This is a genomic window from Micromonospora ferruginea, from assembly GCF_013694245.2.
In the GTDB taxonomy this organism is placed as follows: domain Bacteria; phylum Actinomycetota; class Actinomycetes; order Mycobacteriales; family Micromonosporaceae; genus Micromonospora; species Micromonospora robiginosa.
Window position 1 is genome coordinate 195,639 of record NZ_CP059322.2, and the last position, 12,742, is coordinate 208,380.

General features: G+C 73.8%; 14 protein-coding genes and 1 riboswitch. Of the genes, 9 read left to right on the forward strand and 5 right to left on the reverse strand.

Going from position 1 to position 12,742, the window contains the following annotated elements; translation table 11 throughout:
• Positions 1 to 70: 70 nt before the first annotated feature.
• The 4 genes from recO to H1D33_RS01005 all read left to right on the forward strand — a co-directional run bounded on the left by recO (position 71) and on the right by H1D33_RS01005 (position 2,343).
• On the forward strand, positions 71 to 946 hold the full coding sequence (recO, locus tag H1D33_RS00990) for a DNA repair protein RecO (RefSeq protein WP_307755309.1): 876 nt from the start codon (positions 71 to 73) through the stop codon (positions 944 to 946).
• A complete protein-coding gene (locus H1D33_RS00995; RefSeq protein WP_307755310.1) occupies positions 943 to 1,755 on the forward strand; it encodes an isoprenyl transferase in 813 nt (270 codons plus the stop codon). The genes recO and H1D33_RS00995 overlap by 4 nt, the downstream gene beginning before the upstream one ends.
• 67 nt (positions 1,756 to 1,822) lie before the next feature.
• Positions 1,823 to 2,008, forward strand: a complete 186-nt coding sequence (locus H1D33_RS01000) for a hypothetical protein (RefSeq protein WP_278104130.1) — start codon at positions 1,823 to 1,825, stop codon at positions 2,006 to 2,008.
• Positions 2,009 to 2,121: 113 nt separating this feature from the next.
• Positions 2,122 to 2,343, forward strand: coding sequence for a thioredoxin reductase (locus tag H1D33_RS01005; protein ID WP_307755311.1), 222 nt, complete (start codon positions 2,122 to 2,124; stop codon positions 2,341 to 2,343).
• Positions 2,344 to 2,346: 3 nt separating this feature from the next.
• Here the strand turns inward: H1D33_RS01005 and gndA are convergent, their stop codons facing one another.
• A complete protein-coding gene (gene gndA, locus H1D33_RS01010; protein ID WP_307755312.1) occupies positions 2,347 to 3,789 on the reverse strand; it encodes an NADP-dependent phosphogluconate dehydrogenase in 1,443 nt (480 codons plus the stop codon).
• A 128-nt stretch (positions 3,790 to 3,917) separates the two neighbouring features.
• The gene (locus H1D33_RS01015; RefSeq protein ID WP_307755313.1) at positions 3,918 to 4,214 is read right to left on the reverse strand and encodes an MTH1187 family thiamine-binding protein; all 297 of its coding nucleotides are present in this window, start codon (positions 4,212 to 4,214) and stop codon (positions 3,918 to 3,920) included.
• Between the two features lie 247 nt (positions 4,215 to 4,461).
• Here H1D33_RS01015 and H1D33_RS01020 point away from each other — a divergent pair, with 247 nt between their 5' ends.
• Complete coding sequence (locus H1D33_RS01020) at positions 4,462 to 4,857, forward strand: hypothetical protein (protein ID WP_307755314.1); 396 nt, start codon at positions 4,462 to 4,464, stop codon at positions 4,855 to 4,857.
• A 422-nt stretch (positions 4,858 to 5,279) separates the two neighbouring features.
• Here H1D33_RS01020 and H1D33_RS01025 read toward each other — a convergent pair whose 3' ends face one another.
• From H1D33_RS01025 to H1D33_RS01035, 3 genes are all read right to left on the reverse strand, one after another.
• On the reverse strand, positions 5,280 to 6,080 hold the full coding sequence (locus H1D33_RS01025) for an energy-coupling factor transporter transmembrane component T family protein (protein WP_307755315.1): 801 nt from the start codon (positions 6,078 to 6,080) through the stop codon (positions 5,280 to 5,282).
• Positions 6,077 to 7,507 carry an ABC transporter ATP-binding protein gene (locus H1D33_RS01030; RefSeq protein ID WP_414685471.1) on the reverse strand — a complete coding sequence of 477 codons (1,431 nt, stop codon included), beginning with the start codon at positions 7,505 to 7,507 and terminating at the stop codon, positions 6,077 to 6,079. The genes H1D33_RS01025 and H1D33_RS01030 overlap by 4 nt, the downstream gene beginning before the upstream one ends.
• A gap of 153 nt (positions 7,508 to 7,660) precedes the next feature.
• Positions 7,661 to 8,251: an ECF transporter S component gene (locus H1D33_RS01035; protein ID WP_307755316.1), complete on the reverse strand. Its 591-nt coding sequence runs from the start codon at positions 8,249 to 8,251 to the stop codon at positions 7,661 to 7,663.
• A 75-nt stretch (positions 8,252 to 8,326) separates the two neighbouring features.
• Positions 8,327 to 8,433: riboswitch (TPP riboswitch) on the reverse strand.
• A gap of 77 nt (positions 8,434 to 8,510) precedes the next feature.
• On the opposite strand from H1D33_RS01035, the gene H1D33_RS01040 reads away from it, so the two are divergent.
• From H1D33_RS01040 to H1D33_RS01055, 4 genes are all read left to right on the forward strand, one after another.
• The gene (locus tag H1D33_RS01040; protein ID WP_307755317.1) at positions 8,511 to 9,347 is read left to right on the forward strand and encodes an alpha/beta fold hydrolase; all 837 of its coding nucleotides are present in this window, start codon (positions 8,511 to 8,513) and stop codon (positions 9,345 to 9,347) included.
• Positions 9,344 to 10,093 (forward strand): sugar isomerase domain-containing protein, encoded by a 750-nt coding sequence (locus tag H1D33_RS01045; protein WP_307755318.1) that lies wholly within the window; start codon positions 9,344 to 9,346, stop codon positions 10,091 to 10,093. Before H1D33_RS01040 ends, H1D33_RS01045 begins: the two co-directional genes overlap by 4 nt.
• Positions 10,094 to 10,184: 91 nt before the next feature.
• Positions 10,185 to 10,688, forward strand: coding sequence for a DUF6328 family protein (locus tag H1D33_RS01050; protein WP_307755319.1), 504 nt, complete (start codon positions 10,185 to 10,187; stop codon positions 10,686 to 10,688).
• Between the two features lie 100 nt (positions 10,689 to 10,788).
• Complete coding sequence (locus H1D33_RS01055) at positions 10,789 to 12,738, forward strand: acyl-CoA dehydrogenase family protein (protein ID WP_307755320.1); 1,950 nt, start codon at positions 10,789 to 10,791, stop codon at positions 12,736 to 12,738.
• The last annotated feature ends 4 nt before the right edge of the window (positions 12,739 to 12,742 follow it).

The following is a 12,742-nucleotide window of genomic DNA, read 5'->3' on the forward strand; positions in this document are numbered from 1 at the left end:
CACATCCGGGATCGGCCGCCGGTCCACCCCGAGCCGACCCTGAGATCGCACCCCGAGAGAGAATGGACCGATGGCCGGATACCGCCGACAGCTCTACCGCGACGACGCGGTGGTGCTGCGCGTGCAGAAGCTGGGCGAGTCCGACCGGATCATCACCCTGTTCACCCGCCGGCACGGCCGGCTGCGCGCGGTGGCCCGGGGCGTCCGGCGCACCATGAGCCGGTTCGGCGCCCGGCTGGAGCCGTTCGGGCACGTCGACCTCCAGCTCGCCGGTGACCCCAAGGGCAACCAGGGCAGCTCGCTGCACACCGTCAGCCAGGTCGAGGCGATCGAGCTGTACGGCAAGCGGTTCCTCGGCGACTACCCCCGCTACACGGCGGCCAGCGCGATCGCCGAGACCGCCGAGCGGTTGACCCCGGTCGAGCGGGAGCCGTCGCTGCGGCTGTTCCAACTCACCCTGGGCGCGTTGAAGTCCCTGGCCCGCGGCGACCACGCCACCACGCTGGTGCTCGACGCCTACCTGCTGCGCGGCATGTCCTACGCCGGCTGGGCGCCGGCGCTGACCGCCTGCGCGGTCTGCGGCGAGCCGGGCGCGCACCGTGCGTTCTCGGTGCCGGCCGGCGGCGCCGTCTGCCCGGACTGCCGGCCCCCCGGCGCGGCCCACCCGGCGCCGGCCACCCTCACGCTGATGTCCGCGCTGACCACCGGCGACTGGGCGTACGCCGACGTCACCGAGACCGCCGTCCGCCGCGAGTGCAGCGGCCTGGTCGCGGCGCACCTCCAGTGGCATCTGGAGCGCGCGCTACGCTCGCTGCCGCTGGTCGACCGGGGTGCCCCGGCGCCCGGCGCGGTCCCGCCGCCCGGTGGCGCGGGACCGGGTGTGGTCCCGCCGCGCGCCGGCGACGGACCGGCCGCCGCCGGTGTCAACAGGGAGATGACCGAGTGATCCGTTCGACGAGGGCGACCCGCCGCGAGCCGTCGCCGCCGACCCCGCACCCGTCCGGCGCCCGCCCGCCGGCGCTGCCGGCCGCCGCGCTGCCCCGGCACATCGCCATCGTGATGGACGGCAACGGCCGCTGGGCCAAGGAGCGCGGGCTGCCCCGCACCAAGGGGCACGAGCAGGGCGAACACAGCCTGTTCGACACCATCGAGGGCGCCATCGAGCTGGGCGTGCCCTACCTGTCGGCGTACGCGTTCTCCACCGAGAACTGGCGGCGCTCACCGGACGAGGTCCGCTTCCTGATGGGCTTCAACCGCGACGTCATCCGCCGCCGCCGCGACCAGCTCGTCGACCTCGGCGTGCGGGTGGTCTGGTCGGGGCGGGCCGGCCGGCTGTGGAAGAGCGTCATCTCCGAGCTGCAGACCGCCGAGGAGATGTCCCGCGGCAACTCCACGCTGACGCTGCAGTTCTGCGTCAACTACGGCGGCCAGGCGGAGATCGCCGACGCCGCCGCGGCGATCGCCCGGGACGTCGCCGCCGGCCGGCTGCACCCGGACAAGGTCACCGAGAAGACGGTGGCCCGCTACCTCTACCACCCCGAGGTGCCGGAGGTGGACCTGTTCCTGCGCCCCTCCGGCGAGCAGCGCATCTCCAACTTCCTGCTCTGGCAGACCGCGTACGCGGAGCTGGTCTACCTGGACACGCTCTGGCCCGACTTCGACCGCCGCCACCTGTGGTACGCCTGCGAGCTGTACGCGCAGCGGGACCGCCGCTTCGGCGGCGCGCTGCCCAACCCGGTGGCGCCGGGAGTCTGAGCTCACGCTTATCGACGCGGCGCGCGGGGTACCGGTAGGGACAACAGCACACGCGGAGGTGAACCACATGATTCAGAAGCGGATCGCGCAGTGGGCGGTCATGGCGGTCGCCGTGCCGCTGGCGGCGGCCGGCGCGCGTCGGCTCAGCCACTCCCTGGAGGCCCGTCGCGGGCCGACCGGGGTGAGCCGCCTGCTGACCAAGGGCGCCGACCTGATCCGGCCGCAGAAGGCCAAGCGACGTCGGTTCTTCTGACCTGCCGGCCGGCGTCGACCGGCCATCCACGGAACGCCCCGCATCCGCGGGGCGTTCCGCTTTACCATCGGCGCAGGGCGCGCCGCCGGGACGCGCCGCCACGGGGGTGGAGGATGCGCGATCTCCGGTACGAGATGACGGCCGCCCTGGCCGCCGCCGACCTGGTGGAGCCGACCCGTCGGGAGGCGGTCGCCGAGCTGTGCGCCGGGGTGGCCGAGCGGCACTGCGCCGACCTCGGGCACACCCCGGCGGTCCGCTCCGGCGAGATCGGCGAGCTGGCCACCGGCGAACCGGTCACCGGCTGGGCCCCCGACCCGCCCGAGCGGGCGTGGTGAGCCTCAGCCCTCCACTTCGGAGCGGTCGCCCGCCCAGAGCGTGTGGAACGAGCCGTCCCGGTCCACCCGGTGGTAGGTGTGCGCGCCGAAGTTGTCCCGCAGGCCCTGGATCAGCGCGGCCGGCAACCGCTCGGCGCGCAGCGCGTCGAAGTAGGCCAGCGACGACGCGAAGGCCGGGGTCGGCACGCCCGCCCGGGCCGCGTCGGCCACCACCCGCCGCCAGGCCGGCACGCCGGCGCTGACCCGCTCGGCGAACCAGGGCGCGACCAGCAGCGTCGACAGGTCCGGCTCGCCGTCGTACGCCTCCTTGATCCGGTCCAGGAAGCGGGCCCGGATGATGCAGCCGCCCCGCCAGATGGTGGCCGTGCCGCCCAGGTCGATGTTCCAGTCGTACTCCCGGCTGCCGGCGCGGATGTGGTCGAAGCCCTGCGCGTACGCGACGATCTTGCTGGCCAGCAGCGCGCGGCGCACGTCCTCGACGAACGTGTCCCGGTCGTCCACCTGCCACTTCTCGCCGGCGTCGGCGAACACCCGGCGGGCCGCCTCGCGCTGGTCGGCGTGGCCGGACAGCGACCTGGCGAACGTGGCCTCGGCGATGCCGGTGATCGGGATGCCCAGGTCCAGCGCGCTCTGCACGGTCCAGCGGCCGGTGCCCTTCTGCTCGGCCTGGTCGAGCACCACGTCCACGAACGCCCGGCCGGTCGCCGCGTCGGTGTGGCCGAGCACCTCGGCGGTGATCTCGATGAGGAACGACTCCAGCTCGCCGCCGTTCCACTCCCGGAAGATCTCCGCGATCTCCGCCGGGCTCGCCGACAGGCCGGCCCGCAACAGGTCGTACGCCTCGGCGATGAGCTGCATGTCGGCGTACTCGATGCCGTTGTGCACCATCTTCACGAAGTGCCCGGCGCCGTCCGGCCCGACGTGCCGGCAGCAGGACTCGCCCTCGACCTGCGCGGCGATCTTCTCGAAGATGGGGCCCAGCTTCTGGTAGGACTCCGCCGAGCCGCCCGGCATGATGCTCGGGCCGCGCAGCGCGCCCTCCTCGCCGCCGGAGACCCCGGTGCCGACGAAGTGCAGCCCCTGCGCGCGCAGCGCCTCCTCCCGGCGGCGGGTGTCGGCGAAGTGCGCGTTGCCGCAGTCGACGACGATGTCCCCCTCCTCCAGCAGCGGGATCAGCTCGTCGATCACGGCGTCGGTGGGCGCGCCGGCCTTCACCATCACGATGACCGCGCGCGGGCGCTCCAGCGAGCCGACGAAGTCGGCCAGCGACTCGGACGGCACGAAGGTGCCCTCGTCGCCGTGCTCGGCGACCAGGGTGCGGGTGCGTTCCGGCGACCGGTTGTGCACCGCCACGGAGAAGCCGTTGCGGGCCAGGTTCCGGGCCAGGTTGCGACCCATCACCGCCAGACCGGTGACCCCGATCTGCGCCGTCGCCTGTTCTGCCATGCGTACCGCCACCTCTCGTCCGCGTCGCGTACTGCGACCGTCCTCGTTGCCGTCCAGCGACCGTATCGCGGTCGCCGCGTCAGCGGACCACACCTCGACGGTGGGTGAGGAGGCGGTGGCGCCGTGTCTCACCCTTCGGCGAGACGCGCCTCGACGTGCGCCACCTTCGCGGTCAACGCGTCGGTCACCCCGGGACGCAGATCGGCCTTGAGCACCAGGCTGACCCGGGGCGCCCGGGCCGCGACGGTGTCGACGGCCCGCTTCACCACCGTCATCACCTCGTCCCACTCGCCCTCGACGGTGGTGAACATGGCGTCGGTCCGGTTCGGCAGGCCGGACTCGCGGACCACCCGTACGGCGTCGGCGACCAGGTCGCCCACGGACTCACCCACGCCGAGCGGGGTGATCGAGAACGCGATCAGCATGCCGACGATGGTGCCAGTAATTCGGCTGTGGCATCGGTCCGCGTCGGGTTAGCGTGTCGGCATGCGTAACTGACGCCCTTCCTCCGAGCCCGGTCCACCGCCGCAGTCGCCGTGGACCCGTCCCGCTCCGGGCGTCCGCATCCTCCTCCCGCCGCTGTTCGTGCGGTGTCCGTCGTGGTCGGATCGCACCGGGGCACCCGCTCGGCGCGTCCGTGGTCGGCGCGCCCGACAGACAGGAGGCCCGCGGATGCCCGCGAAGCGCAGCCCGAAGAAGTCCCGCAGATCGTCGCCGCCCACCCCGACGCTGTCCGACGGCGCGTCGGCCGGCCCGATGTTGTCCGACGCGGCGTTGCCCGCTTCGCTCCGGCTCGGTGAGGTGGTGCCGGGTGGCACCTTGGACGCTCCGGTCGTGCCGGGAGTGTCGGCGCCCGCGGCGTTGACACCCGTCGAGAGCCTGTCTGGCCTGGTGGAACCCGGCGCTCCGGTGCCGGGCGACGGACCGTCCGGCGTGACCCCGGGCGAAGCGAATCCGACCCGTCCGGCGCCGCCGAAGGCCGGCCCGCCCGGTGGCCGAGGCACCCGGATGAAGGGGAGCAGCCAGCGCGCCGGCCAGACCCGCTTCTACGCCTTCCGGCGAAGCTGACCGTCGCGAAGCTGCCGGCCCCGGGCGGGATCGGCAGCGCGCCGACCTTCCCGGAAGTGCACCCGCCACGCCCCCCGGGGCCCGAGACACCCACACCGTTCCACCCACCGCTCACCTGGGCGGCGAGTGGAACGGCATGGGTGTCTCGGGCGCGCGTAGACACCCACCGCGTTCCACCCACCGCTCATCGGGCCCGGCGAGTGGAACGGCATGGGTCTCTCGAGGTGCGAGGCACACACCCACGAAACGCGGCGCGCGACCCCCCTTTGACCCCGCGCCGGCAAGGCTCCCACCGACCGACCTCCTCGAACAACTCCCTTTCCGGATCCCCGCCCTGCCGCGTCGATCATGAAGTTGGCGGTGACAAAACGGACGAGATCCGCCGCTAACTTCATGATCGACGCGGCAGGGCCCGGTGGGGGTCAGCCGATCAGGGGGCGGAAGGTGCCGAGGAGGATGCTTGTCGTCAGGGCGGCGGCGGCCAGCAGGGCGGCGGTGAGCACGAGCAGGGTGTCGGCCGTGGTGAAGCGCTGCTGGCGGGCGACCGTGCGGGGGGTGCCCGCGTCGAAGCCGCGCGCGTCCATCGCCACCGCCAGGCGGGTGCCCCGGCGGATCGCGCCGACCAGCAGGGTGAACGCGGTGGACGCGAAGAGCCGCAGCTTGGCCACCGGGTTGCGGCCGGCGTCCACGCCCCGGGCCCGCCGGGCCATGCTGATCATCCGCCACTCCTGTTCGAGGAGCGGCACCAGCCGGAACGCGGCCAGCGCGCCGATGGCGAACCGGGCCGGCGCCTTCGCGTTCTGGATCAGCGCGTCGGCCAGTTCGGTCGGGTCGGTGGTGGCGAAGACGATGATGCCGGGCAGCGCCACCGCGAGCATCCGCAGCACCAGCCCGAGCGCGGTGACCAGCACGCCCTCGGTGACCAGCACCGGACCGGCCTCGACGAGCACCCGGCCGGACCGGTCGGCGGCGAAGAGCACCAGGGTGACCAGGATGCCGACGGCCGCGGCCAGCAGCGGCCACGCCCGCCGGGCCAGCACCCGGTAGCGGACGCCGAACAGCGGCAGCACGGCCAGCTCGACGGCGATGGCGATGGCCGGCGCGACCGGGTCCAGCGTGGCCACCAGCACGATGGTGAACACCATCGCGGCGGCCAGCTTCGCCACCGGGTTGCGCCGGGCCAAGGGCGCGCCCGGCGTGGCCACCGGTTCGAGGTCGATCACGTCGCACCCGCCCCGCGGCCCGGCGGCGACGGCGGCCGCCCCGCACCGGGACGGTCCGGGTCGGCGGACCCGGCCGGGCGGGTCAGGGTGAGCGTCCGGTCGGCCAGCGCGGCCACGAAGTCCGCGTCGTGGGTCACCGCGACCACGCCGTGCCCGGCGTCGCGCAGCTCGGCCAGCAGGTCGACCAGCTCCCGCCAGGTGCGCCGGTCCTGGCCGAACGTGGGCTCGTCGCAGATCAGCAGGCGGGGCGCGGTGGCCAGGGCGGTCGCCACGCTCAGCCGCCGCGCCTCGCCACCGGAGAGGGTGTACGGGTTGGCGCCGGCGAGCCGGTCCAGCCGCAGCCGCTCCAGCAGCGCGTCCACGGTGGTGGTGACCTCCGCCTCGGAGCGGCCGGTCCGGCGCGGGCCGAGTGCCAGCTCGTCGCGGACCGTGGCGGTGACGAACTGGTGCTCCGGGTCCTGGAAGACCGAACCGATCCGACCGGCCAGCGCCGGCGCCCGCCAGCGGTGCGGGGGAGTACGCGCGTCCCGCCCGGCCAGGTCGGCGGAGGCGGTGACCGTGCCGCCGCCGGGGCGCATCAGGCCGCCGAGGAGCAGTGCCAGGGTGGACTTGCCGGCGCCGTTCGGGCCGAGCACGGCGAGCGCCTCGCCAGCGCGTACCCGCAGGTCGGTGGGGGCCAGCCGGGGTGGCAGGCCGAGCCGGTCGGCGGTGAGCAGCTCGTCGCCGGCCGGCGTGCCGGCGTGCCGGGGCGGCACGGTGTGGCCGGGCACCCAGACCCGGGCGGCGGCCAGCGCGTCGCCGTGCGCGGCGAAGACCGCCTCGGGCGGGCCGTCGGCGCGCACCCCGCCGCCGGGTTCCAGCACCACCACCCGGTCGACGAGCGGCAGTGCCTCGGCGACCCGGTGTTCGACCAGGATCAGTGTGGTGTCCGCGTCGAGCGCGTCCGCGACGGCGCGGCGGACCAGCGTGGCGCCGGCCGGGTCGAGGTTGGCGGTGGGTTCGTCCAGCAGCAGCAGTCCCGGTCGCAGCGCCAGCGCCCCGGCGAGGGCCAGCCGCTGCTGCTCACCGCCGCTGAGCGCGGCGGTCGGGCGGTCCCGGTGGTAGGGGAAGCCGACCCGGCGCAGCGCCTCGTCCACCCGGGGCCAGATCTCCTCGGCCGGTACGCCCCGGTTCTCCAGCCCGAACGCGACGTCGTCGCCGGAGCGGGCCATCACGAGTTGGGTCTCCGGGTCCTGGAAGACGACGCCGACCCGTTCGCGGGCCTTGCGCGGGTCGAGCCCGTCGATCTCGACGGTGCCCTCCTGCTCGCCGGAGTCCTCGGGCAGCAGCCCGGCCAGCGCCGCCAGCAGCGTGCTCTTGCCCGCCCCCGACGCCCCGAGCAGCAGCACCCGCTCCCCGCTCTCCACGCGCAGGTCGACCTGACGCACCGCCCAGCGTTTCCGCCCCCGTGCCGCCACCCGAACCCCCGCAGAACCACCCCGCTCACCGCGCCACCCCCTCCGCCTCGTCGATCATGAAGTTGACGGCACCACAACGCGCCGAATCCACCGTCAACTTCATGATCGACAGTGGGATCCCCGTCAGACCAGGGCTCGGTCTCGGCCGGCGGGGAAGCGGTCCAGGACGCCGGTGTTGGCCAGGGCCCGGGTGAGCACCCACGCGCCGAGGCCGGCGACGACGGTGGCGCTGACGATGGTGATCAGCGCGTAGGGGATGCGGTAGTTGGTCAGCTCGTAGGCCTTGTTCCAGTAGACGAAGTCGAAGATCGCCGCACCGAGGCCGGTGAGCGCGCCGGCCAGCACCGCCACCGGCAGCTTGAACGAGCGGTAGCGGAACACGGCGAACGCCAGTTCGGCGCCGATGCCCTGCATCAGGCCCTGGAGGATCACGATGCCCGCCCACTGGCTGCCCAGCAGCGCGGAGACGATCGCGGCCACCGTCTCGCAGTAGAGCGCGGCACCGGGCTTGCGGATGATCAGGCCGGCGAGCACCGCCGGGATCAGCCAGACGCCGTAGAGCACCGCCTGCGCCGGCGGAAAGAACGCGAACGCCGCGTCGGTGGCGCTCCAGAGCAGGCCCCAGGCCCAGAAGACGACGCCGAAGGTGACGGCGATGACCGAGGCGACGACGATGTCGACGGTACGCCAGCGGTTGCTGTCGGTGTGGTTCATGGCGGACTCCCAGTTCGTGGTGAGGAACCAGGAGAAGACGCACGCCGCGCCCGGAAACGCCCGGACGGCGGCGCGGCTGGAGGTCGACCGAACTCCCTGCGCTGGCATTACCCAGATCAGGTTCGAGGGTCTGCGGGCACCGGCCCGCACTCTCAGCGCTGTGCGCTCCCCTGTCGGATGTGAAGTTGTCTCGTCGCAGACGCTAGCACCGACGCCGGCCCCGGGCCCAGCAGGGCGTCTGTCGGCTACGGTGGCGATCATGCGGATCGAGGCGCGGGGCCTGACGTTCGACGTACGCACCGGCGGCCCGGAGGACGGCGAACCCGTCCTGCTGCTGCACGGCTTCCCGCAGCACGCCGGCGAGTGGGACGCGGTGACGCCCGCGCTGCACGCCGCCGGGCTGCGCACGTACGCGCTCGACCAGCGCGGCTACTCGCCCGGCGCGCGGCCGGACGCCGTCGAGGCGTACCGGATTCCGGAGCTGGTGGCCGACGCGGCGGCCGTGCTGGACGCGCTCGGGGTGACCACCGCCCACCTGGTCGGCCACGACTGGGGCGCGATCGTGGCCTGGGGGCTGGCGGCGGCGCACCCGCAGCGGGTGCGGACGCTGACCGCGGTGTCGGTGCCGCACCCGGCCGCGATGGGGCACGCGCTCGCCACCGACGCGCGGCAGAAGGCGAAGTCCGCCTACATGGCGCTGTTCCGGATGCCGGGCAAGGCCGAGAAGGTGCTGCTGGCGATGCGTGGGGCCGCGCTGCGCCGGCTGCTGCGCGGGGTCGGTGACGAGGCCACGGTGGCCCGCTACGCCGACCCGATGCGGGAGCCGGGCGCGCTCACCGCCGCGCTGAACTGGTATCGGGCGATGAGCGGGTCGGACATGAAGGCGGTCGGGCCGGTGGCGGTGCCGACCACGTACGTCTGGAGCGACAGGGACGTGGCGATCGGCCGGACCGCGGCCGAGGCGTGCGCGGCGCGCGTCACCGGTGACTACCGCTTCGTGGTGCTCCCCGGGGTCAGCCACTGGATTCCCGACGAGGCGCCCGGCCCGCTGGCCGAGGCGATCCTCGCCCGGACCGCAGGGACGGAGACGAGATGACGGTGAGTGCCGAGGCGTACCTGGAGACGGTGACGTCGACGATGCGGCGGGTGGCCGCCGAGCAGCGGGAGAACGTGGCCGCGGCGGCCGACCTGATCGCCGCGGCGGTCCGCGCCGACGCGGTGGTGCACGCGTTCGGCACCGGGCACTCCGAGGCGCTGGCCATGGAGATCGCCGGCCGGGCCGGCGGGCTGGTGCCCACCAACCGGATCGCGCTGCGCGACCTGGTCCTGGTCGGCGGCGACCCGGCCGACGTGCTCGGCCCGAAGCTGGAACGCGATCCGGCGGTGGCGCACCGCCTCTACGAGCTGGCCCCGGTCCGGCCGCCGGACGTGTTCGTGCTCGCCTCCAACTCTGGGGTGAACGGGGCGATGGTGGAGTTCGCGTCCGTCGTCAAGGAGCGCGGTCACGGCCTGGTGGCGATCACCTCGTCGCGGCACTCGGCGGGGATGACGTCGCGGCACCCGTCCGGTCGCAAGCTCGCCGACTTCGCCGACGTGGTGCTGGACAACGGCGCCCCGTACGGCGACGCCACGCTGCCGCTGCCCGGGGGCGGCGCGGTCGGCGCGGTCTCCTCGATCACCGCGGCGCTGCTGGCCCAGCAGATCACCGTCGAGGTGGTGTCCCGGCTGCTCGCGGCGGGGGAGCGGCCACCGGTCTACCTGTCCGCCAACATCACTGGCGGCGACGAGCACAACGCCGAGCTGGAGGCGCGGTACGCGGGGCGGATCCGGCGCGGATCCTGAGTCGGTTTCGTGATCATCCGAATCGGGCAAAGGCGCTGCTGCCGGCGGGCGTTCACCCGCCGGCCGTGCCGTCTTCCCCGGAGGTTCACGAGTGTCCAAGGAATCCGAGAAGCAGCGGTGGCAGCGCAACTTCGCCGACCTGCTCCAGGAGCTTCGCGTCGCGCAGACCGGCGTGCAGATCCTCTTCGCGTTCTTGCTGACGCTGCCGTTCAGCAACGGGTTCACCCGGACCACGGAGTTCCAGCGTGACGTCTACATCGTGGCGCTGCTGGCGGCCGCCGCGTCCGCCGCGATGATCATCTCGCCGGTGGCGTTCCACCGGGCGCTGTTCCGCCAGGGCCGCAAGCCGGAACTGGTCCGCTTCGCCCACCGGATGGCCACCGGCGGCCTGTTCTTCATGCTGATCGCGATGGTCAGCGCGGTCCTGCTGGTCAGCGACTTCGTGCTGGACCGGCCGATCGCGTTCCTGCTCAGCGCGGTCACCGGCGTCTGGTTCCTGCTCTTCTGGGCCATCCTGCCGTTCGCCCGGCGCAACTGGGGCGAGGACGACGTCGACGACGATGACGACGACCCGGCGACGCTCACCGGCGACTGACGGTCCGCCAAATCGGGCGTGCACGCGACGCTACCCCTGGGTAACACCCGGGGGTAGCGTCGTTTTCGTCGCATCCGGACCGACCATCCAGGAGGCAGCCGTGACCACGACCCAGAACAATGCCGACGGGGTGGGGCCGCTACCCACCGAGGCGGGCCAGGTCTCGGAGAAGGAGGCCCGCCAGGTCGCCGAGGCGGCCCGCGAGTCGGCCTGGGACCGGCCCAGCTTCGGCAAGGAGCTGTTCCTCGGCCGGTTCCGGCTCGACCTGATCGACCCCTGGCCCCGGTCCGACCCGGCCGACGTGGCCCGCGCCGACGAGTTCCTCGGCGCGTTCGGGGCGTACCTGGGCAGCGAGGTGGACGGCGCGGCGATCGAGCGCGACGCGCGCATCCCGGACGAGGTGTTCCACGGGATGGCCCGGCTCGGCGCGTTCGGCATGAAGATCGACCGGAGGTACGGCGGCCTGGGGCTGAGCAACCTGCACTACTGCCGGGCGCTGATGCTCGCCGGTTCGGTGAGCCCGGCGATCGGCGCGCTGCTCTCCGCGCACCAGTCGATCGGCGTGCCGCAGCCGTTGAAGATGTTCGGCACGCCCGAGCAGAAGGACCGTTTCCTGCCCCGGCTGGCCGCCGGTGAGGTGTCCGCGTTCCTGCTCACCGAGCCGGACGTCGGCTCGGACCCGGCCCGGCTCGCCACCACCGCCGAGCCGACCGCCGACGGCGCCGGCTACCGGCTCAACGGGGTGAAGCTGTGGGCCACCAACGGCACGGTCGCCACCCTGCTGGTGGTGATGGCCCGGGTGCCCGCCGGCGAGGGGCGGCGCGGCGGGATCACCGCGTTCGTGGTGGAGGGCGACAGCGAGGGCATCACCGTGGAGCGGCGCAACTCCTTCGTCGGGCTGCGCGGCCTGGAGAACAGCCTCACCCGGTTCCACGACGTGTTCGTGCCCCGGGAGAACGTGATCGGCGGCGAGGGCAAGGGCCTGAAGATCGCGCTGACCACGCTGAACACCGGCCGGCTGTCGCTGCCGGCGATGTGCGTGGGCGCCGGCAAGTGGGCGCTCAACGTGGCCCGGGAGTGGGCCGGCGACCGGGTCCAGTGGGGCCGGCCGGTCGGCGAGCACGAGGCGGTGGCGAAGAAGCTGGCGTTCATCGCCGCCACCACGTACGGCATGGAGTCCATGCTGGACCTGTCCTGCCTGCTCGCCGACGACGACCGCAACGACATCCGGATCGAGGCGGCGCTGGTCAAGCTGTACGCCAGCGAGATGGCCTGGCGGATCGCCGACGAGCTGATCCAGATCCGGGGCGGGCGCGGCTACGAGACGGCCGACTCGCTCGAGGCCCGGGGCGAGCGCCCGGCCGCGGTCGAGCAGCTCCTGCGCGACCTGCGGATCAACCGCATCTTCGAGGGCTCCACCGAGATCATGCACCTGCTGATCGCCCGGGAGGCGGTCGACGCGCACCTGTCGGTGGCCGGCGACATCATCGACCCGGACGCCGGGCTGGGCCGCAAGGCGAAGGCGGGCGCCCGGGCCGGCGCGTTCTACGCGAAGTGGCTGCCCACCCTGGCGGTCGGCCGGGGGCAGGCGCCCGGGGCGTACCAGGAGTTCGGGCCGCTGGCCGGGCACCTGCGGCACGTCGAACGGACCTCCCGCAAGCTGGCCCGCTCGACCTTCTACGCGATGTCCCGCTGGCAGGGAAAGATGGAGCGCAAGCAGGCGTTCCTGGGCCGGGTGGTGGACATCGGCGCGGAGCTGTTCGCGATGTCCGCGGTCTGCGTCCGGGCCTACGCCGAGCTGGCCGAGCACCCGGAGAACGTCGAGCTGGCCGACCTGTTCTGCCGGCAGGCGCGGCTGCGCGTCGACGAGCTGTTCACCGGCCTGTGGTCGAACACCGACTCGGTCGACGTGGCCGCCGCGAAGCGGATCGTCGCCGGCCGGTACGCCTCGGTGGAGGCCGGCGTCCTCACGCCCCCCGCCGACCTCCCCTGGGTGGCCCCGTGGCAGCCCGGCCCCTCCACAGCCGACGACGTCCGCCGCCGGCTGTGAAAGG